Consider the following 19,251-nt stretch of genomic DNA (forward strand, 5'->3'; position numbering starts at 1 on the left):
GTGGCAGATAGAAACGCTGGAAGAAGAAAAAAAGGGCAGCAGGAATCATTTTTTGATTATACACTGTTGTTTATAGTGCTGTTTTTGCTGGGCTTTGGTCTGATCATGCTGTATTCTACCAGTTCCTATGAAGCCAACATGGACTTTGGGGATTCCGCTTATTATCTGAAAAAGCAGCTTGTGGCAACGCTCATGGGACTGGTTCTGATGGTAATTGTTGCCAGTATTCCCTACCATTTCTGGGAACGGTTTGCTACCCTTGGCTATCTGGTGTCGGCATTTATGATCCTGCTGGTACTGACGCCCCTTGGCTACGAGGCAAACGGTGCCAAGAGGTGGATCCGTATTGCAGGAATGTCCCTGCAGCCTGCGGAGGTGGCAAAGCTTGCCATGATCCTGTTCCTGGCAAGTCTTGTGTGCAAGATCGGCAAGGGGATACGGACGACCAAGGGCTTTATGATCATGCTGGCAGCCCCACTGCCGATTTGTGGTGAAGTATATCTGATCACCAAAAACCTGAGTTCTGCGATTATCATTTTCGGGATTGCGGTACTGATGGTATTCGTGTCCAGTCCGGATTATAAGAAATTTATCCTGATCGGTCTGGCGGGTGCAGCAGCAGCGGCACTCGTTGTATTCCTGATCGTTAATGCAGCCAGCTCAGATAACATGAGCTTCCGTGGAGGACGTATTCTGGCGTGGTTAGATCCGGAGGCCTATGCAGATGGCAAGGGCTTCCAGACTCTGCAGGCACTTTATGCCATTGGATCAGGGGGTATCTGGGGAAAGGGACTTGGACAGAGTATGCAGAAGCTTGGCTTTCTTCCGGAGGCACAGAATGATATGATCTTTTCTATCATCTGTGAAGAACTGGGGCTGTTTGGTGCGACTACTGTTATCGTGCTTTTCATCCTGCTGATCTGGAGATTTATGGTCATTGCCAATAATGCGCCGGATCTGTTTGGTGCGATGCTGGTCGTTGGTGTGATGGGACATATTGCGATCCAGGTGATCCTGAATATTGCTGTTGTTACCAATACGATCCCCAATACCGGTATTTCACTTCCGTTTATCAGCTACGGAGGCTCCTCAGTTCTGTTCCTTCTGATCGAAATGGGACTTGTCCTGAGTGTAGGCAAAGGAATCAAGCTGAAGGATCTGTAAAGGCGTACAGACACTTTTCCTGAAAAAGAGCATATAGTAGAATAGGTCTAATCTGCAAAGGGTGGATGAAATTTGGATGCTGTTCATATAAGAGGAGGAAATGCTCTTTTCGGGGAGACAAAAATACAGGGATCTAAAAATGCGGTATTGCCGGTTATGGCAGCCGCACTTTTAATAGAAGATATCAGTATTATTGAAAATTGTCCCAGGATATCGGATGTATTCCGTATGCAGAAACTCCTTGAGAAGATCGGCTGCCGGGTAAGCAGAGCAGATCGTACACTTTTGATTGATGCAAGAGACGTATCCAAGGAGATGATGGAAGGGGAATCAGTTACGGGGATGCGCTCGTCCCTGATGCTTCTTGGCGCCATGCTTGGAAGATTCCATGAGGTTACCATGGAATATCCCGGGGGATGTGTGATAGGAAGACGTCCTATTGATATTCATCTGAAAGCGCTGGCCAGAATGGGAGTGGATATTGAGGAGAAGGACGGGGCATTTACAGCAAGAGCCGGGAACCTCACAGGGAATGTGATCACGCTTCCTTTTCCGAGTGTGGGAGCAACAGAAAACGTGATATTGACAGCTGTTATGGCAAGGGGGATCACGGTGCTGCAGAATGCAGCCAGAGAGCCGGAGATCGTTGCACTTTGTCAGTTTTTATGTAAAAGCGGCGCCATGATCGAGGGTGCCGGTGGATGTGTGATCCTGATCGAAGGTGGCAGAAAGCTGCATGGAACCCGTTTCCGGGTGCCGGCAGACCGGATCGTGGCAGGTACGTATCTGCTGGCAGCCCTTGGAGCCGGTGGTCATGTTTTCTTAAGAGAAGCACCTGCCATGCAGATGAACTGCGTGATCTGGCTGGCCAGGGAAATGGGAGCAGAGGTCATGATCACCAGAGAGGGGATCACAGTGATGACAGATCCTGTGAAAAAGCCGGTTTCCTGTATCCGGACAGAAGTATATCCTGGCTTTCCCACAGATCTGCAGTCGCCCCTGATGGCAGTTCTGTCAAAGGCAGAAGGAAAAAGTGTAATAGAAGAGAAGATCTTTGAAGACCGTTTCCGGATAGCAAGTGAGCTTTGCAAAATGGGAGCCTGTATCCGGACGGAAGGTGATATGGCAGGAATCTGTGGTGTGGAAAATCTGCGGGGATGCCTGGTAAATGCAGGAGAGCTGCGGGGCGGTGCAGGACTTGTGATCGCAGGCTGTATGGCACAGGGGGAAACTACAGTGACAGGCAGGCACTTTATAGAAAGAGGCTATGAGGATATCTGCAGAGATCTGCAGGATCTGGGAATCAATATTGTGTGTGGATAGGATTATGGCAGGAAAAGTCACGAAGAAAAGAAAACAGCAGAAAAAAGCGAATATACCTATGACAACAATGTCCCTGCCAAGATTCCGTGTACTGGAGGGTGAGGCAGGGAAAAAGCCGAAAAAGCGGAAAAGAGAGAAGGGCAGCTTCCCGGTATGGGGGATCATTCTGCTTGTGGTTCTTGTCCTGCTTGCCGGCATTACGGCAGCAGCCTATTGGTATATCACGGCCAATTATACGGTTACCAATGTTTATGTGGAGGGTAATGTCCATTACAGCAATGAAGAGATCATGAATATGGTCATGAGCGGAAGGTATGGGAATAATTCCCTGATCCTGTCACTGAAGTACAGGGATAAGAGCATAGAGGGGATTCCGTTTGTAGAAAAAATGGACGTTTCTGTTCTGGATCCTCATACGGTAAAAATAGAAGTTTATGAAAAGGCACTGGCCGGATATGTGGAGTATTTGGACAGATATCTGTACTTTGATAAGGATGGGATCGTAGTGGAAAGCTCTCCTGAAAAAACAAAGGGTATTCCCATGGTCACGGGACTTACATTTGACCATGTGGTTCTTTATCAGGCACTTCCTGTGGAAAATCCTGAGATTTTCAGTGAGATTTTAAGCATAACCCAGCTTGTGAACAAATATAATCTTATAGTAGACCGGATTTTCTTTGGTTCGGACAACTCCCTGACCCTTTATTTTGAAAATGTAAAGGCAGCTTTTGGTAACAGCGGCAATCTGGAGGAAAAGGTGATGGAGCTACAGTATATCCTGCCGGAGCTGACCGGAAAGAGTGGAACACTGCGCATGGAAAACTATACAGAAGAGACGAAAACGATAACTTTTGAGCCGGATTCTAAGACAGAATAAAAGAACGTACAGGCTTTAAAAAGTTTATGAAAAACTGAAATTAGTGGTTGATTAATCACTGGAAAAATTATATGATAATCTATATGAGTTTTTAGGGAATGATGAAGGAGGAAGCACCTTGCTGGAGATTAAGACAAACGACGCTGAGTCTGCTGCCCGCATTATTGTAGTCGGTGTAGGCGGTGCAGGCAATAACGCTGTTAATAGAATGGTAGAAGAGAATATTACAGGAGTAGAATTTATCGGGATCAACACCGATAAGCAGGCCTTACAGCTTTGCAAGGCACCAAAGCTCCTGCAGATCGGCGAGAAGCTGACCAAAGGACTTGGTGCAGGAGCCAAGCCTGAGATCGGTGAGAAGGCAGCTGAGGAGAGCAGCGAAGAGATATCCGCAGCGCTGAAGGGTGCAGATATGGTATTTGTAACCTGTGGTATGGGAGGCGGAACCGGAACCGGTGCAGCACCGGTAGTGGCCAAGCTTGCCAAGGATATGGGTATCCTTACTGTAGGCGTTGTTACCAAGCCCTTCCGTTTCGAAGCAAAGGCACGTATGGTCAATGCCATAAGTGGTATTGAGAGAATTAAAGATAATGTAGATACACTGATCATCATTCCCAATGACAAGCTTCTTGAGATCGTAGACAGACGGACAACCATGCCGGATGCCCTTAAGAAGGCAGATGAGGTGCTTCAGCAGGCAGTGCAGGGTATTACAGACCTGATCAATGTTCCTGCTGTTATCAATCTGGACTTTGCGGATGTGCAGACAGTTATGAAGGACAAGGGTATTGCCCACATCGGTATTGGTGAAGGCAAGGGAGATGATAAGGCAAGCGAAGCTGTCAAGATGGCAGTAGAGAGCCCGCTGCTTGAGACAACTATTTCCGGTGCTACCCATGTGATCATTAATGTATCCGGAGATATTACCTTGGCAGATGCATCCGATGCAGCAAGCTATGTTCAGGAGCTTGCAGGAGATGATGTGAATATTATCTTTGGTGCCATGTATGATGCAAGCAAGACAGATTCCTGCAAGGTTACTGTTATTGCGACTGGTCTGGTTGATGAGACACTGCCTAATAACAAGACAATGTCCAATATGGGAACCTACGCAAATAAATATGTGAAGCCGGTTACCCCGAATGTGAATCTGAAGAGCAGACCTTTCACAGCTCCGGCTGAGAATCCCATGCAGGGACAGGTACAGACACCTGTAAGAAAGCCGGCACAGGGAATCATCAATCCCGGTGATATCAGAAGCAAGGTAGAGAACAAGCCGTTAGATATTCCAGGATTCCTGCAGAAGAAATAAAAGAGATAAGTAAGCACAGGAGCTGTATATCATCAGATATACAGCTCTTATCAATTATTATGGGAGAAAGAGTATGAATGAGGAAGAATTAAAAGAGGCACAGGAGTGCCTTACCTTTATAGAAGAGAGCATGAGCTGTTTCCATGCTGTAGAAAATGTAGAGAAGCGCCTGCAGAAGAAAGGCTTTGTCGGACTTTCGGAAAAGGAAGGCTATGGTCTTACAGAAAGATTAAGAAAGGATCCGGAACAAAACCGGTATTATGTGAAGCGGAATGGTTCCTCTCTGATAGCATTTACCCTGCCGGAGGGGAAACCAAAGGGCTTCCACATTATGGCATCTCACAGTGATTCTCCCACCTTTAAGGTAAAATGTGAAGGGGAGATGAAGACCGAGGGCGGTTATGTCAGACTGAATGTGGAGCCATATGGAGGCATGATCCATGCCACGTGGTTAGACAGGTGTCTTTCTGTAGCTGGAAGGATTGTCTATCAGAAAGAGGATCAGCTTCTTTCCAAAACAGTGAATGTGGATGAGGATCTGCTTGTGATCCCCAATGTGGCTATTCATATGAACCGTGGCATGAATGACAAGCTGACCTATAATCCCCAGACTGATCTGCAGCCGCTTCTTGCCGTAGAGGAAGGAAAGGAAAAGAAGGCTGGCGATATCCTGATGGACAAGGTGGCACAGTATGCCGGCGTGAAGAGGGAAGATATTCTTGGGAAGGAATTGTTCTTATATGTCAGGGAAAAAGGAAGACTTGCAGGAGCTTCGAAGGAACTGATCATTTCTCCAAGACTGGATGATCTTGCCTGTGCATATGGAAGCCTTAAGGGGTTTCTGAAGGGTGATAGTAAGGATTATATAAATGTTTATGCGCTTTTTGATAATGAGGAGGTGGGAAGCCTTACCAAGCAGGGTGCAGCTTCTACATTTCTGAGGGATACCCTGCGGCGGATCAGTGAAGAGTATGATCCTTCTGAAAGCACTTATCTGCAGCTTCTTGCCGACAGCTTCATGATCTCCGCAGACAATGCCCATGCCATGCATCCGGCTCACCCGGAAAAGGCAGATCCGGGAAACAGGCCATATCTGAATGGAGGCATTGTGATCAAGTATCATGGAGGGCAGAAATATACCACGGATGCATATTCGGAAGCTGTCATGAGAAGGGTATGCAGGGATGCCGATGTGCCTGTCAGTGTATACTGTAACCGTTCTGATATTGCCGGTGGCTCTACTCTTGGTAATATTTCTGCAGGACAGGTTTCCATTCCCTGTGTGGATATCGGGCTGGCACAGCTTGCCATGCATTCCAGCGTGGAAACAGCAGGAACGAAGGATATCAGAATGCTTGTGAAGGCAGCCAGAAGCTTTTACAGTATGTGATCACGGAAAGGAATAAAGGAGCCGGAGAATGTGTACCGTTTGCAGAAACGGACATGTTTCCCGGCTCCTTTTGCGATGAGTTATGGGAGTGAAGTCCGGATTTTGACAAAATCCGGACTTCAGAATGATTATAATGATGAAGTGCCATGGAAAGAGAGGTGACACTTGCAAAAAGTTCTGTATCTTGACAGTATCTTTCTACATAATCTGGTGCCTGATTTTCTGATCCTGAGACTGATCCTTAAGACCCTTAGGAAATCTACCACTTTTTTTCGGGTCATGGGCGGGGCAGCGGCAGGAGCAGGGATGTACTGTATTACCCTGTGCCTGCCAGGAAGCCTGCTTTCCGGGATCTTTGTAAAAGTGATCACAGCACTGCTCATGCTGAAGATCACAGCACCTTTTCAGAAAGGAAAAGAACTGCTTACAGGGCTGCTGCTTTATTTCACCTTTGCATTTTTCATGGGTGGGGGCATGCTGCTTGTAAAGCGTCTTCTCCTGGAAAACAGCATAAGAGTACAGGGAGATCTGCTTATGCTTTCGGGCATGGCAATATATGGACTTGCGGCTTTTTTGCAGGACTGGAAGCAGAGAAAAATGCAGACACATTTCTGCAGGGTATGGCTTCCCGGGGATGACGGGAATTTCGCCATAACAGGACTGATCGATACCGGGAACGGGCTGATTGAGCCCGTCAGCAGAAAGCCGGTGGCAGTACTGGATGAGGTGTGCTTTGAAAAAATGAGCCACTGCAAAAGACCTGAGAAATACAGGATCATTCCCTTTCACAGTATAGGAACAGAAAGAGGAATGCTGGATGCCTATGAAATAGAAGAAATACAGCTGGAGGAGGAAACGGGCAGAAGACGCCTTAAGCAGGTGATGATTGCCGTGTGCAGAGAGCGTGTGTCCGGAAGGAAGAAATATCAGATGATTTTGCCACAGCAGTGGTTTTTATAGGAGGAGCAGTTATGGTTTTTAAGGTTGCAATGCCAGGAAGATTCCAGTTTAAGATATATCGGAGAGAAGCAGGATTTCTTACAGGAAGGCAGGGAGATGTACACTATATCGGAGGAAGTGAGGTGCTGCCACCGCCTCTTGAGGCGGATAAGGAGAATGCAGTGATCAGTGACCTTGGCACGGAGTATGAGGATGAAGCCAAATCAATTCTGATCGAGCATAATTTAAGACTTGTTGTTTATATTGCAAAGAAGTTTGATAATACCGGGGTGGGTGTGGAGGATCTGATCTCCATTGGTACGATCGGCCTGATCAAATCCATCAATACGTTTAATCCGCAGAAAAATATCAAACTGGCAACCTACGCGTCAAGATGTATTGAAAATGAGATTCTGATGTACCTCCGGAGAAACAATAAGACGAAGCTGGAGGTTTCGATTGATGAGCCCCTGAATGTGGACTGGGATGGGAATGAACTGCTTTTGTCAGATATTCTTGGAACGGATGAGGATGTGATCTACCGGGATATTGAAACAGAGGTGGAGCGAAAGCTTTTATTGAAAGCGGTAGATAAGCTGTCTGACAGGGAAAAGACGATCATTAATTTAAGGTTTGGCTTAAGCGATCCTTCCGGGAAGGAGCTGACCCAGAAGGAGGTGGCTGAAATGCTTGGTATTTCCCAGTCTTATATTTCCAGGCTGGAGAAGAAAATTATGAAGCGTCTGAAAAAGGAACTGATTCAGGCAGTCAGATAGTTTTTCATGGTCTTTAAGGCATTTTTCTCAAGGCGGCTCACCTGCGCCTGAGAAATGCCGATCATGCCGGCCACTTCCATCTGGGTTTTTCCTTCAAAAAAACGCAGGGAGATGATCTCATTTTCCCGTTTATTCAGATGCTTCATGGCTTCACTTAAGGAAAGATGTTCCACCCAGTTCTCTTCTTTATTCTTCTTGTCACTGATCTGATCCATGACATAAAGGGTATCCCCACCATCGGTAAAAACAGGCTCGTACAGGCTCATTGGATTCTGGATGGCATCCAGGGCATAGACAATATCTTCTTTGGAGATGCCGATTTCTTCCGCAATTTCACTGAGAGTAGGATCCTTCATATTTTTCTTTAACAGCATTTCCTTTGCATAAATGGCTTTGTAGGCTGTATCCTTCAGGGAGCGGCTGACCCGGATACAATTGTTGTCACGGAGAAAACGCCGGATCTCTCCGATGATCATGGGTACGGCATATGTGCTGAATTTGACATTCAGGGAAACATCAAAGTTATCAATGGCCTTGATCAGACCGATACAGCCGATCTGGAACAGGTCATCCGCATTTTCGCTGCTGGATGAAAAACGCTTGATCACGCTGAGGACAAGACGCAGGTTCCCTTCGATATATTTTTCCCTGGCAGAGGTGTCCCCCTGCGTGATTTTTTTAAAAAGAGCCTCTTTTTCTGCTGTCTTCAGCAGGGGGAGTCTTGCCGTATTTACCCCGCAGATTTCAACTTTTCCCTGTGCCATAAAGAATCCTCCTGTTTACTAGATACTTGTAATCATTCTCAAAAGACCAGGAAAATATTCATGCAGAAAAAGGATTTCCAGATTTGTCTGTCTGCATAAAATAATAAAAAGAGGAAGAGGCAGGAAAAGATGCGTTATTCAGAACTGAAATGTAAGGACGTGATCAATTTAAGGGACTGCAGGAAGCTTGGCAGGATCGGAGATCTTGAGTTTGATGAATGCAGCGGAAGGATATGCAGTGTCACGGTACCGGGAAATAATAAATTCTGTAATCTTCTGAAATCGGAACCGGATTACTGTATTCCCTACAAGGATATCAAACAGATTGGACCTGATATTATTATTGTAGATGTCTGCGGTTGACATGCTTTTCTGTGCGGAATATAATATTCTCAAAGAACCAGAACAGGAGAAAGCCTATGAAATGTCCCTATTGCAGCCATGAAAATACAAGAGTCATTGATTCAAGACCGGCAGAGGATAACAATTCCATCAGACGAAGAAGAGTGTGTGATGAATGTGGTAAACGCTTTACCACCTATGAGAAGATAGAGACGATTCCCCTGATTGTGATCAAGAAGGATGAGAACAGGGAGCCATATGACAGATCCAAGATCGAAGCAGGCGTTCTTCGTGCCTGCCATAAGAGACCGATCAGCATCAATCAGATCAACCAGCTCGTGGATGAAGTAGAGACAGAGATTTTTAACAGGGAAGAGAAAGAGATCCCAAGCCGTGTGATCGGAGAACTTGTCATGGATAAGCTGAAGAATCTGGAAGCTGTAGCCTATGTCAGATTTGCTTCTGTATACCGGGAGTTCAAGGATATCAATACCTTTATGGACGAACTGAAGAAGGTACTGAAATAAAGAAAACAGAGAGAAAACAGAGATAAGGAACGGGGAAAGCCATTTTCCCATAAAAAGAAAGCAGTCCTGAAAAAGGGATTGCTTTTTTAAAAAGAATCATATACAATAAGCGAGGCATTTAAACAGAATGCAAAATTTCATAACAAGAATGAGAAAGGAATCAGAAACATGAAAAAAGGAGCAGTAAAATGGCTTCTGGTCTTCATGCTTACCACGCTTGCTGTTGCACTGGGCGGATGCGCAGGTGACAAGGAAGGGGAGAGTTCTTCTCAGATTACCATCGGAATCCCCCAGGATCTGGAGGATAGTCTTGACCCCCACAAGGCAGTGGCGGCAGGAACGAAAGAGGTATTATTCAATCTGTTTGAAGGATTGGTTAAGCCGACCAGTGATGGTGATTTAATCCCTGCAGTGGCAAGCGCCTATGAAGAATCAGAAGGCGGGAAGGTATATACCTTCACATTAAGAGACGGAGTAAAGTTTCACGACGGAAGCCTGGTTACGGCAGAGGATGTAAAGTTTTCACTTGACAAATGCGCCGATACCAGTAACGGAGGACCTCTGGTACCGGCGTTTTCCAATATTGAGAGCGTGACGATCGCAGATGATCATACCGTAGTTGTAACACTGCAGGAAGCAGACACAGAATTTCTGGCTTATATGACGACAGCAATCATTCCAAAGGCCAATGAGAATCCGGATACCAATCCCATCGGAACAGGACCTTACAAATATGTATCCCGTTCACCCCAGGAGAACTTTATAGTAGAGAGGTTTGATGATTATTGGGGAGAAAAGGCTAATATTGAGAATGTAACCTTTAAGATCTGTGCCAATGCCGATTCCATTGTCATGAATCTGGAGGGCGGATCCATTGATATGTTCGCAAGAGTGACAGCAACCCAGGCAGCAGAGCTTTCTGACAAGTTTGATGTACTGGAAGGGACGATGAATCTGGTGCAGGCTCTTTACCTGAACAATGCTGTAGCGCCCTTTGATGATGTAAGGGTCAGACAGGCTCTCAGCTATGCAGTAAATCCGCAGGAGATCATGGATATCATTTCAGACGGTAAGGGAACCGAGCTGGGAAGCTCCATGTTTCCGGCGTTTGGAAAGTACTATATGGAAGAACTGAATGATACGTATCAGCAGAATTTTGATAAGGCAAAGGAGCTGCTTGCAGAAGCCGGTTATCCGGATGGCTTTTCCTTTACGATTACAGTACCTTCCAACTACCAGCCCCATATAGATACCGCACAGGTTCTGGTAGAGCAGTTTGCCAATATCGGTGTGACTGCCAATATCCAGCTTGTAGAGTGGGACAGCTGGCTGAGTGATGTTTATACAGACAGAAACTTTGAATCCACGGTTGTTGGCGTAGATGCATCAAGTCTTACAGGAGCAGCCCTTTTGCAGAGATTTACCAGTACGGCATCCAACAACTTTATCAACTATAACAATGCAGACTATGATACGGCTTTTGCAAATGCACTTGCCAGCACGGATGATGCAGAGAAAACAAAGTATTACAAGGAATGCGAAACAATTCTTGCTACAGATGCAGCAAATGTTTATATTCAGGATCTGCCGGAGTTTGTAGCATTAAATAAGAACTATACAGGATATGAGTTCTATCCCCTGTATGTTCAGGATATAGCAAAACTGAAGCTTGTCAGCCAGTAATCTGACGATAGGAGGACAAAGAGATGAGATATGCAGGCAAAAAGATTTTGACGATGTGCGTAACCCTGTTTGCAGTCACGCTCTTTGTCTTTCTTGCTTTTCATATGATATCGGGAGACCCGGTGACCTCCATGCTGGGCACCCAGGCAACACCGGAGAGGGCAGAGGCACTGCGGGAGGAGCTTGGATTGAATGACCCGGTGCTTGTACAGTATGGCAGATGGGCTGCCGGTTTCCTGAAGGGAGATATGGGCACCTCTTACAGCTACCGGATGCCGGTCAGTGAAATGATCCTGGATAAGCTGCCGGTTACCATTACCATGACACTGATGGCTTTTGTATGGATGATACTGATCTCCATTCCTGTAGGTCTATATGCGGCAAAGCACGAGGGAGGAATGACAGACCGGATCATTACCGTGGTTAATCAGATCATTATGGCAGTACCGCCTTTCTTTGCCGGGATCCTGATCACCTTTGTGTTTGGAATGATCTTCCGGCTGTTTACACCGGGTGGTTATGTTTCCTATCAGATAAATATAGGAAAGTTCGTGGGATATCTGTTCTTTCCTTCTCTTGCCATAGCACTGCCAAAGGCAGCCATGGCGGTCAAGCTTCTTAGGAGCTCTGTGATCTCGGAAATGAAGCTTGATTATGTGCGGACAGCTTATAGCAGAGGAAACAGTAAACGGAGCGTCCTGTACCGTCACGTACTGAAGAATGCCATGATCCCGGTGATCACCTTTCTTGGGATGGCACTTTCTGATATGATCGCAGGCAGCATTATCATTGAACAGGTTTTTGGGATCCCTGGGCTTGGAAGGATTCTTCTGACGTCTATCTCTAACAGGGATTATCCGGTGGTGATGGCGGTGATCGTGTGTATTGCCGCGCTGGTGCTTGTAGTCAATATGGTGGTGGACGTGATCTATGGTCTGGTAGATCCCAGAATATCAGTGGAATGATCCGGGGAGAAAAGGATGAACTGGAAAAAGATCAGAAAAAACAAGAATTTCATTGCGGGCAGTATTCTGACAGGGATCATGCTGTTTATGATCCTGATGGGGTGCTTTTATACTCCTTATAATCCCAATACCATGGATCCTTCTGCCAAGTTTGCTGGCATATCGGTGAAGCATCTGATGGGCTGTGACAATTTTGGAAGGGATATTTTCTCAAGGGTACTCTCCGGGAGCAGAACGACTCTGATCGTGGCTGCGGGAACTGTACTGATCGGTGTCACTTTCGGTATTCTGATCGGGGCGCTGACCGGATATTATGGCGGCATCCTGGATGAAGTGCTGATGCGGATCAATGATGCAGTGTTTGCTTTTCCCAGTATCCTGCTTGCCCTTTTGTTTATCAGCCTTCTTGGCAGCGGCAAGTATCATGTGATCATCGCACTTGGCATTGCCTTTGTACCAAGCTTTGCCAGGATCGTGCGGAGTGAATTTATCCGGAATAAAAACATGGATTATGTGAAAAGCGCAAAGCTCCAGGGAGCAGGGGACTTCAGGATCATGTTTGTGCATATCCTGCCAAATACCATGACAGTGCTGCTGTCAGCCATTATGATCGGCTTTAACAATGCTGTTCTGGCAGAAGCGGGAATGAGCTTCCTTGGGATTGGTGTACAGCCACCGGATGCAAGTCTTGGAAGAATGCTTTCTGAGGCACAGTCATTTCTGTTCAGTGTACCCATGTATGCGCTGTTCCCCGGACTGACGATCATACTGCTGGTGCTTGGATTTGGTTTATTGTCGGATGGGCTTAAAAATGAGTAAGGAAATGATAAGAGTTACAGATTTGAATATAGAGTTTTTTGACCATGAGAGACCGGAGACTGTGGTCTACGATTTTGACCTTACCTTGCATGAGGGGGAGATCGTTGGACTGGTAGGAGAATCCGGCTCCGGAAAATCTATGAGTGCGCTGGCAATCGCAGGGCTTCTGAGCAGGAAGGACATGAAAAAAAGAGGAGAGATTCTGTTTGAGGGAGTGAATCTCCTTGATTGTGACCGTAAAACACTGCGTAAGTTCCAGGGAAATGAGATCGGTATGATATTCCAAGAGCCGATGACCTCTTTAAATCCTGTGAAAAAGATCGGCTGGCAGGTAGAAGAGGCTCTCCGTCTGCACACGGAGCTTTCAAAGGAAGAACGGAAAAAGCGTGCCATAGAAATGCTGCAGAAAGTAGAACTGCATAATCCGGAGCAGGTGTATGAGCAGTATCCCCATGAGCTTTCCGGAGGCATGAGACAGCGTGTCATGATCGCAGCGGCCATGATCTGTGATCCGAAGCTCCTGATCGCAGATGAACCGACGACAGCACTGGATGTGACGATTCAGGAGCAGATCGTAGCGCTGCTGAAAAGGATCAATCGGGAAAAGAAGACAGCCATTCTTTTTATCTCTCATGACTTAAGCCTGGTGCGTCAGCTATGTGAACGGGTGCTTGTGATGAGGGGAGGCTATGTGGTAGAGAGCGGACCTGTGGATGAGATTTTTTATCATCCGAAGGAAGAATATACGAAGAAGCTGATCGCAGCGATTCCCAGGGTAATCAGAAAGACAGAAAAGGATTCATGATGACAGAGAATATTCTGGAGGTTACGGATCTGCAGGTGTTTTATCCTGTGAGCCGGAAAACTCCCTTTGAAAAGAAAAAAAGCATACAGGTGCTGAAGGATGTTTCCTTTGCCATGAAACGGGGAGAGATTCTTGGCCTTGTGGGAGAAAGCGGAAGCGGCAAGACGACTCTTGCCAGAAGTATTCTGCAGATGATTCCCTATGAAGGGACGATCATAAGAAATACCATGCAGCCTCAGATGGTATTTCAGGATCCCTATGGCTCTTTGAATCCATCGAAAAGGATTGCATGGATTCTGGAGGAGCCGCTGCGTCTGAAGGGTGGACTGTCAAAAGAAGAGAGAGTGCTAAAGGTAAAGACCATGCTGGAGCGGGTAGGACTGGAAGAGAAGATTCTGGAGCATTATCCAAGAGAGCTTTCTGGTGGACAGAGGCAGAGGATTGCGATTGCTGCAGCACTGATGCTGGAGCCGGAGCTTCTGATCGCCGATGAGCCGGTATCAGCACTGGATGTGACAATACAAGCACAGATCCTTGCACTTTTAAAGGAAATCCAGAAGGAAATGAATCTGTCCATTCTTTTTATTTCCCATGATCTGAGAGTAGTATATGAGATGTGTGACCATGTGCTGATCATGCAGCAGGGACAGATCAGGGAGAGTGGGGATGTGGAGGAGGTCTACTTCCATCATAAAGATCCCTATACAGGCAGGCTCCTTAAGGCAGCCGGGATCCTGGTGTAGGAGGCCGCACTTCGAAAATATACGAAATATGAAAACGATGTTAATTTTTTATTTTCATGGATCGATATATATGATATAATCGTGAAATAATGTTGACAGAAAGGAGTAAAGCGATGGCAATCAGTCTGATGTCAGGCTACAATAATATATCAGCTTATTACCGAATACCGGAAGCCTCCGCAGTTACTCCGCAGAAGATAGAAGCACAGCAGGAAACAGTACCTGGCAGTACCAAGTCAGGAAATGCAGCAGAGGAGCAGCCCACAGGTGGACAGATACAGCAGAGTGCGGCTGAGGAGAGTGCATTACAGAAGAGAACCTCTGTGAATCCTTCCGAAATCTCGATGACCTTCCATAAGGAAGAAACCTTCGATTATCTGGGCAGTGAGAGCAGTCTGATGAATCTGGATATGCAGAAAGCAATCTCTGATATGAAGAAGGATTCCATTTTGCAGGACTACCAGTACTTTGTAGGAAGCACCATTTCGGTAAATCCGGAAGATGGCATGGTAATCCGTAAATAGACAGTCCGGGAAATATAGGGGGACTGTTTTATACAGGCAGCATAAACAACACCTTGCACAAGTGCAGGGTGTTTTGTTATACTCATCAGAGAGAGAAATGAGGAATCGTATGCTGCAGACTTTTTATCCGGATCTGTATATGGATTCGGCTTATGGAATTGATTATGAAGAATATTACCGGAGAGGATTCCGGGGGATTATTTTTGATATTGACAATACGCTGGTGGAGCATGGGGCACCGGCAGATGAAAGAAGCATTGCCCTGATGGAGCGTCTTAAGAAGACAGGCTTTCAGATCATGCTCCTTTCCAATAATAAAGAGCCCAGAGTGAAAATGTTTAATGACAAAGTCCATGTCTCCTATATTTTTAAGGCAGGAAAGCCGGCGAAAAGAGGCTATGAGGAAGCAATGTCAAAGATGGGAACAGACAGAGGTACAACCCTGTTTGTCGGAGATCAGCTTTTTACGGATGTATGGGGTGCCAGAAGGGTGGGGATTTTTTCCATTCTGACAAGACCCATTGATAAGAAGGAAGAGATCCAGATCATTCTGAAACGGCGGCTGGAATGGATTGTCCTGTATTTCTATAAGAAGAAATGCAGAAAAGAAGGCACAGAATTTCTGGTTCATGGGAATGGGAGATAAGATATGGAAATTAACGGACATACAAGACTTTGCGGACTGATTGGGAATCCGGTGGAACATACCCTTTCACCGGTGATCCATAATACGGTGGCAGAAGAGATGCATGACAATCTGGTCTACGTGCCGTTCCATGTGGAACAGGGAAATCTGCAGAAGGCCATTGCAGGTGCTTACAGTCTGAATGTACTGGGACTGAATGTGACAGTACCCTATAAGCAGGCGGTGATCCCTTATCTTGACTGCGTAGAAGGACTGGCAGAGAAGATCGGTGCCGTGAATACCCTTGTCAGAACAGAAAACGGCTTCCAGGGTTACAATACAGATATGATGGGCTTATACCGTGCGATGGAGGAGGAAGGCATTGCCTTTGAAGCAGAGGATATGATCCTTCTCGGGGCAGGTGGTGCGGCCAGGGCAGCCGCTTTTCTCTGCGCAGAGAAAGGGGCAAAGAGAATATATCTTTTAAACCGCTCCTATGAAAAGGCAGCAGTTCTTGCAGAGGAAGTGAACAGGGCTTATGAAAGAGACTGTATTCTTCCAATGGCGCTTTCAGAGTATGAGAAGCTGCCGGAAGAAAAGATGACAGCCATCCAGGGAACCAGTGCCGGGCTGTACCCCAATACGGAGGATGCCGTGATCCTGGATCCGGCTTTTTACCAGCATATCAGCAAAGCCTATGATCTGATCTATAAGCCTGAGGAAACCAGATTTATGAAGCTGGTGAAGGAAGCTGGTGGAGAGGCTTATTGCGGTATCCGGATGCTCTTGTATCAGGGGATCATTGCCTATGAACTGTTTCTGGATACCAAAGTACCAGAGAATGTGATCCGTAAGGTGTCCGCTCTGCTGCAGGAAAAAGTCAAAGGATAGAGACGGATGAAAAATAATATTATACTGATCGGGTTTATGGGATGTGGCAAGACAAGCACGGGGATCCGGCTTTCCTATGCACTCAGGAGAACACTGATCGATACAGATAAATGGATTGAGAAAAAACAGAAAATGAGTATTTCCGAACTGTTTGCCAGTAAAGGAGAAGCCTGCTTCCGGAAAATGGAAACGGATTGTATCAGGGAGCTGATCCGGACAGAGGATAACAGGATCATCGCTACTGGCGGGGGACTGCCGCTCCGGGAAGAAAATGCAGAATTGCTTGCAGAACTTGGGAGTATTTATTATCTCAGGATCACACCGGAAATTGTGTATGAGAGACTGAAGTATGATACTACAAGACCCCTTTTGCAGGGAGAAGATCCGAAGGGGAAGATCAGAGCACTGCTGGAACAGAGAGCACCATTATATGAGGCATGTGCAGATCATGTGATCGATGTGGGAGAAAAGAATTTTGGTGAGATCATTGATGAGATATGCAGGCTTCAGGGGGAAGAGAGATGGAATGGAAAGGACAGGGAAGAAAAATGAAAATCTTGATTATTAACGGGCCAAACCTGAATTTTCTAGGCATTCGTGAGAAGAATATCTATGGAACGCAGGATTATGATTATCTGCTGCAGATGATCGCCAAAAAGGGAGAAGAGACAGGCTGCACCATAGAGGTATTCCAGAGTAACCATGAAGGTGCCATCATTGACAGGATTCAGGATGCCTACTTTGATGGAACAGAAGGGATCGTGATCAATCCGGGAGCCTATACTCATTACAGCTATGCGATCCATGATGCCCTTGCCAGCGTGACTATGCCAAAGGTGGAGATCCATATTTCCGATATCACAAACAGAGAGGAGTTCCGTAAGGTTTCCGTAACAGCGCCGGCATGTGATAAACAGATCTACGGACATGGTCTTCCAGGTTATCTGGAGGCAGTAGATTTCCTGCTGGAAAGACAGGGAAAGTAGTTTTTTGTAATTAGTAGCAGAAAACAGTTGAAAATTATCGGTATTTATATTAAACTTAATAAGAATTATAACGTGAGAATTTTAGGAGGAATATTTTAATGATTTCTGCAGGTGATTTCAGAAATGGTATTACGATTGAGTTAGATAATAATGTTTACCAGATTATTGAGTTCCAGCATGTAAAGCCCGGTAAAGGAGCTGCATTTGTAAGAACTAAGCTGAAGAATATCAAGAGTGGCGGCGTAGTAGAGAAGACTTTCAGACCTACTGAAAAGTGTCCTCAGGCACGAATCGATAGAAAAGATATGCAGTATCTGTATTCAGACGGAGACCTGTATAACTTTATGGATGTGGAAACCTATGAGCAGATCGCACTGGACGCTGATACAGTTGGCGATGCCCTGAAGTTTGTAAAAGAGAACGAAATGGTTAAGGTATGTTCCCACAATGGCAGCGTATTCGCTATTGAGCCTCCGCTGTTTGTTGAGCTTGAGATCACAGATACAGAGCCCGGATTCAAGGGTGATACAGCAACTGGTGCTTCCAAGCCTGCTACTGTAGAGACAGGAGCAACCGTTAACGTTCCTTTATTCGTTGAACTTGGTGACAAGATTAAGATCGACACCAGAACTGGAGAGTATTTATCCAGAGTATAAGACGTACCACGAGACAATGATAAGCCTGAAAGACAATGAACTTTGATTCATTGTCTTTTTTTGCGTGTGCAGAAATAAAATCAGCAATATTCTAAAAACACATCTAAGAAAGAGGTATCTTATGGAAAACACATCTATGAATTTTAATGTATTTGCAGAAACAGTTGTCAGGGAACTGAAGAAAACAATGGGAGAGAGGTTTCAGATCACAACTACAGTAGTAAAAAAGAACAATGGCGTGGAGCTTCTTGGTATCGTTGTCCAGGAGGAGGGGCTTAACACATCACCTACTGTATATATCAATGACTTTTATGAAAATTACAAGGAGGGGACGGCAGTTCCAAAGATTGTGGAGGCACTTGCAAGGATCCTTCATCAGAGCAGGATCCCGGAGGAAGTAAATCTGTCAGATTTTCTTGATTTTGAAACGGCGAAGGAACAGATCTCTGTCAGGCTGATCCATTATGAAAAAAATAAGAAGCTTCTGCTGGATACACCCTGGAGACCGGTGTGTAATCTGGCTCTTGTCTGTTATTATACCGTACAGCAGTCACCCTTCTATGGAAAGGCTTCTATTCTGGTTAAAAATGAGCATCTGGAAAAATGGGGCATTACGGATAAGGATCTGTTTGCAGAGGCATTGGTTAATACACCTGCCAGATATCCGGCGTCTATAGAACCGATCGAGGAACTGATCTTCAGGAACTGGGCAGATGAAAAGAAGGAAAAGCTCCGGGAGGAGCTTCAGTCGGATCAGGTAAGGATTCCACTCTTTGTACTCAGTAACCGTCAGAGACTGCAGGGAGCTGTATGTATGTTTTATCCAGGTGTACTGAAGCAATTTGCCGGAAGGATCGGCAGGAACCTTTATATTTTGCCAAGCTCTGTGCATGAGGTTCTGCTTCTGCCGGATCAGGGAGACCGAAACAGACAGGAACTGCTTCGAATGGTGACAGAGATCAATGAAAACTGTGTGGCAGACTGTGAAATCCTGGCGGATTCGATTTATTATTACAGAAGAGAAACCGACCGGATTGAACAGCTCTGCTGACAGGAGCCTGGGTTCACAGTTTTTTCATAAATGGTGCTTGAGTTTCCACAAATTGCAATTCCAAAATGAAAAGAATGTCCCAAAGCACC

At 45.8% G+C, this 19,251-nt stretch carries 22 protein-coding genes; 21 read left to right on the forward strand and 1 reads right to left on the reverse strand.

Features of this window, described 5'->3' with window-relative positions; genetic code table 11:
- From WJQ40_RS09640 to sigE, 7 genes are all read left to right on the forward strand, one after another.
- The gene (locus tag WJQ40_RS09640; protein ID WP_337539681.1) at positions 1 to 1,164 is read left to right on the forward strand and encodes a putative peptidoglycan glycosyltransferase FtsW; all 1,164 of its coding nucleotides are present in this window, start codon (positions 1 to 3) and stop codon (positions 1,162 to 1,164) included.
- Between the two features lie 72 nt (positions 1,165 to 1,236).
- Positions 1,237 to 2,487 (forward strand): UDP-N-acetylglucosamine 1-carboxyvinyltransferase, encoded by a 1,251-nt coding sequence (gene murA / locus WJQ40_RS09645; RefSeq protein ID WP_337539684.1) that lies wholly within the window; start codon positions 1,237 to 1,239, stop codon positions 2,485 to 2,487.
- Positions 2,488 to 2,491: 4 nt separating this feature from the next.
- The gene (locus tag WJQ40_RS09650) at positions 2,492 to 3,364 is read left to right on the forward strand and encodes an FtsQ-type POTRA domain-containing protein (protein WP_337539687.1); all 873 of its coding nucleotides are present in this window, start codon (positions 2,492 to 2,494) and stop codon (positions 3,362 to 3,364) included.
- A gap of 118 nt (positions 3,365 to 3,482) precedes the next feature.
- Positions 3,483 to 4,676, forward strand: a complete 1,194-nt coding sequence (gene ftsZ, locus WJQ40_RS09655) for a cell division protein FtsZ (protein ID WP_118797755.1) — start codon at positions 3,483 to 3,485, stop codon at positions 4,674 to 4,676.
- A 73-nt stretch (positions 4,677 to 4,749) separates the two neighbouring features.
- Complete coding sequence (locus WJQ40_RS09660) at positions 4,750 to 6,066, forward strand: M18 family aminopeptidase (RefSeq protein WP_337539691.1); 1,317 nt, start codon at positions 4,750 to 4,752, stop codon at positions 6,064 to 6,066.
- Positions 6,067 to 6,231: 165 nt separating this feature from the next.
- Positions 6,232 to 7,026, forward strand: a complete 795-nt coding sequence (locus tag WJQ40_RS09665; RefSeq protein WP_262574073.1) for a sigma-E processing peptidase SpoIIGA — start codon at positions 6,232 to 6,234, stop codon at positions 7,024 to 7,026.
- Positions 7,027 to 7,037: 11 nt separating this feature from the next.
- On the forward strand, positions 7,038 to 7,781 hold the full coding sequence (sigE, locus tag WJQ40_RS09670) for an RNA polymerase sporulation sigma factor SigE (protein WP_118797758.1): 744 nt from the start codon (positions 7,038 to 7,040) through the stop codon (positions 7,779 to 7,781).
- Here sigE and sigG read toward each other — a convergent pair.
- Positions 7,766 to 8,545, reverse strand: a complete 780-nt coding sequence (sigG, locus tag WJQ40_RS09675; RefSeq protein ID WP_118797759.1) for an RNA polymerase sporulation sigma factor SigG — start codon at positions 8,543 to 8,545, stop codon at positions 7,766 to 7,768. The two genes, sigE and sigG, sit on opposite strands and share 16 nt — an antisense overlap.
- A 129-nt stretch (positions 8,546 to 8,674) precedes the next feature.
- Here sigG and WJQ40_RS09680 point away from each other — a divergent pair, with 129 nt between their 5' ends.
- The 14 genes from WJQ40_RS09680 (at position 8,675) to WJQ40_RS09745 (ending at position 19,162) form a co-directional block, all read left to right on the forward strand.
- Positions 8,675 to 8,908: a YlmC/YmxH family sporulation protein gene (locus WJQ40_RS09680; protein ID WP_118797760.1), complete on the forward strand. Its 234-nt coding sequence runs from the start codon at positions 8,675 to 8,677 to the stop codon at positions 8,906 to 8,908.
- A 56-nt stretch (positions 8,909 to 8,964) separates the two neighbouring features.
- Entirely contained in the window at positions 8,965 to 9,414 is a 450-nt protein-coding gene (nrdR, locus tag WJQ40_RS09685) for a transcriptional regulator NrdR (protein WP_118797761.1), read from the forward strand.
- Between the two features lie 168 nt (positions 9,415 to 9,582).
- On the forward strand, positions 9,583 to 11,097 hold the full coding sequence (locus WJQ40_RS09690) for an ABC transporter substrate-binding protein (protein ID WP_337404594.1): 1,515 nt from the start codon (positions 9,583 to 9,585) through the stop codon (positions 11,095 to 11,097).
- A gap of 23 nt (positions 11,098 to 11,120) precedes the next feature.
- On the forward strand, positions 11,121 to 12,062 hold the full coding sequence (locus tag WJQ40_RS09695) for an ABC transporter permease (protein ID WP_337404591.1): 942 nt from the start codon (positions 11,121 to 11,123) through the stop codon (positions 12,060 to 12,062).
- Positions 12,063 to 12,077: 15 nt separating this feature from the next.
- Positions 12,078 to 12,881, forward strand: coding sequence for an ABC transporter permease (locus tag WJQ40_RS09700; protein WP_118797764.1), 804 nt, complete (start codon positions 12,078 to 12,080; stop codon positions 12,879 to 12,881).
- Positions 12,874 to 13,686: an ABC transporter ATP-binding protein gene (locus WJQ40_RS09705; RefSeq protein WP_337539695.1), complete on the forward strand. Its 813-nt coding sequence runs from the start codon at positions 12,874 to 12,876 to the stop codon at positions 13,684 to 13,686. Before WJQ40_RS09700 ends, WJQ40_RS09705 begins: the two co-directional genes overlap by 8 nt.
- A complete protein-coding gene (locus WJQ40_RS09710) occupies positions 13,683 to 14,429 on the forward strand; it encodes a dipeptide/oligopeptide/nickel ABC transporter ATP-binding protein (RefSeq protein ID WP_337404584.1) in 747 nt (248 codons plus the stop codon). Before WJQ40_RS09705 ends, WJQ40_RS09710 begins: the two co-directional genes overlap by 4 nt.
- A gap of 113 nt (positions 14,430 to 14,542) precedes the next feature.
- Entirely contained in the window at positions 14,543 to 14,953 is a 411-nt protein-coding gene (locus tag WJQ40_RS09715) for a hypothetical protein (RefSeq protein WP_118797767.1), read from the forward strand.
- Between the two features lie 109 nt (positions 14,954 to 15,062).
- Positions 15,063 to 15,599, forward strand: coding sequence for a YqeG family HAD IIIA-type phosphatase (locus WJQ40_RS09720; protein ID WP_118797768.1), 537 nt, complete (start codon positions 15,063 to 15,065; stop codon positions 15,597 to 15,599).
- 3 nt (positions 15,600 to 15,602) lie between these two features.
- Complete coding sequence (aroE, locus tag WJQ40_RS09725) at positions 15,603 to 16,469, forward strand: shikimate dehydrogenase (RefSeq protein ID WP_337539698.1); 867 nt, start codon at positions 15,603 to 15,605, stop codon at positions 16,467 to 16,469.
- Positions 16,470 to 16,475: 6 nt separating this feature from the next.
- Entirely contained in the window at positions 16,476 to 17,021 is a 546-nt protein-coding gene (locus WJQ40_RS09730; protein ID WP_337539701.1) for a shikimate kinase, read from the forward strand.
- Complete coding sequence (aroQ, locus tag WJQ40_RS09735; protein WP_262574063.1) at positions 17,018 to 17,455, forward strand: type II 3-dehydroquinate dehydratase; 438 nt, start codon at positions 17,018 to 17,020, stop codon at positions 17,453 to 17,455. Before WJQ40_RS09730 ends, aroQ begins: the two co-directional genes overlap by 4 nt.
- A 98-nt stretch (positions 17,456 to 17,553) precedes the next feature.
- Positions 17,554 to 18,111: an elongation factor P gene (gene efp / locus WJQ40_RS09740; protein WP_118797771.1), complete on the forward strand. Its 558-nt coding sequence runs from the start codon at positions 17,554 to 17,556 to the stop codon at positions 18,109 to 18,111.
- A 121-nt stretch (positions 18,112 to 18,232) separates the two neighbouring features.
- Positions 18,233 to 19,162, forward strand: a complete 930-nt coding sequence (locus tag WJQ40_RS09745; RefSeq protein WP_337539704.1) for a DUF5688 family protein — start codon at positions 18,233 to 18,235, stop codon at positions 19,160 to 19,162.
- Positions 19,163 to 19,251 lie beyond the last annotated feature (89 nt).

It is taken from the genome of Suilimivivens sp., assembly GCF_037359455.1.
Classification (GTDB): domain Bacteria; phylum Bacillota; class Clostridia; order Lachnospirales; family Lachnospiraceae; genus Suilimivivens; species Suilimivivens aceti.

Bases quoted from the DNA above. Each gene is read 5' to 3' on its own strand.
- WJQ40_RS09650 (WP_337539687.1), top strand. From the start codon at position 2,492: ATGGCAGGAAAAGTCACGAAGAAAAGAAAACAGCAGAAAAAAGCGAAT.
- WJQ40_RS09660 (WP_337539691.1), top strand. From the start codon at position 4,750: ATGAATGAGGAAGAATTAAAAGAGGCACAGGAGTGCCTTACCTTTATA.
- sigE (WP_118797758.1), top strand. From the start codon at position 7,038: ATGGTTTTTAAGGTTGCAATGCCAGGAAGATTCCAGTTTAAGATATAT.
- sigG (WP_118797759.1), bottom strand. From the start codon at position 8,545: ATGGCACAGGGAAAAGTTGAAATCTGCGGGGTAAATACGGCAAGACTC.
- WJQ40_RS09680 (WP_118797760.1), top strand. From the start codon at position 8,675: ATGCGTTATTCAGAACTGAAATGTAAGGACGTGATCAATTTAAGGGAC.
- nrdR (WP_118797761.1), top strand. From the start codon at position 8,965: ATGAAATGTCCCTATTGCAGCCATGAAAATACAAGAGTCATTGATTCA.
- WJQ40_RS09690 (WP_337404594.1), top strand. From the start codon at position 9,583: ATGAAAAAAGGAGCAGTAAAATGGCTTCTGGTCTTCATGCTTACCACG.
- WJQ40_RS09695 (WP_337404591.1), top strand. From the start codon at position 11,121: ATGAGATATGCAGGCAAAAAGATTTTGACGATGTGCGTAACCCTGTTT.
- WJQ40_RS09700 (WP_118797764.1), top strand. From the start codon at position 12,078: ATGAACTGGAAAAAGATCAGAAAAAACAAGAATTTCATTGCGGGCAGT.
- WJQ40_RS09705 (WP_337539695.1), top strand. From the start codon at position 12,874: ATGAGTAAGGAAATGATAAGAGTTACAGATTTGAATATAGAGTTTTTT.
- WJQ40_RS09710 (WP_337404584.1), top strand. From the start codon at position 13,683: ATGATGACAGAGAATATTCTGGAGGTTACGGATCTGCAGGTGTTTTAT.
- WJQ40_RS09715 (WP_118797767.1), top strand. From the start codon at position 14,543: ATGGCAATCAGTCTGATGTCAGGCTACAATAATATATCAGCTTATTAC.
- WJQ40_RS09720 (WP_118797768.1), top strand. From the start codon at position 15,063: ATGCTGCAGACTTTTTATCCGGATCTGTATATGGATTCGGCTTATGGA.
- aroE (WP_337539698.1), top strand. From the start codon at position 15,603: ATGGAAATTAACGGACATACAAGACTTTGCGGACTGATTGGGAATCCG.
- WJQ40_RS09730 (WP_337539701.1), top strand. From the start codon at position 16,476: ATGAAAAATAATATTATACTGATCGGGTTTATGGGATGTGGCAAGACA.
- aroQ (WP_262574063.1), top strand. From the start codon at position 17,018: ATGAAAATCTTGATTATTAACGGGCCAAACCTGAATTTTCTAGGCATT.
- efp (WP_118797771.1), top strand. From the start codon at position 17,554: ATGATTTCTGCAGGTGATTTCAGAAATGGTATTACGATTGAGTTAGAT.
- WJQ40_RS09745 (WP_337539704.1), top strand. From the start codon at position 18,233: ATGGAAAACACATCTATGAATTTTAATGTATTTGCAGAAACAGTTGTC.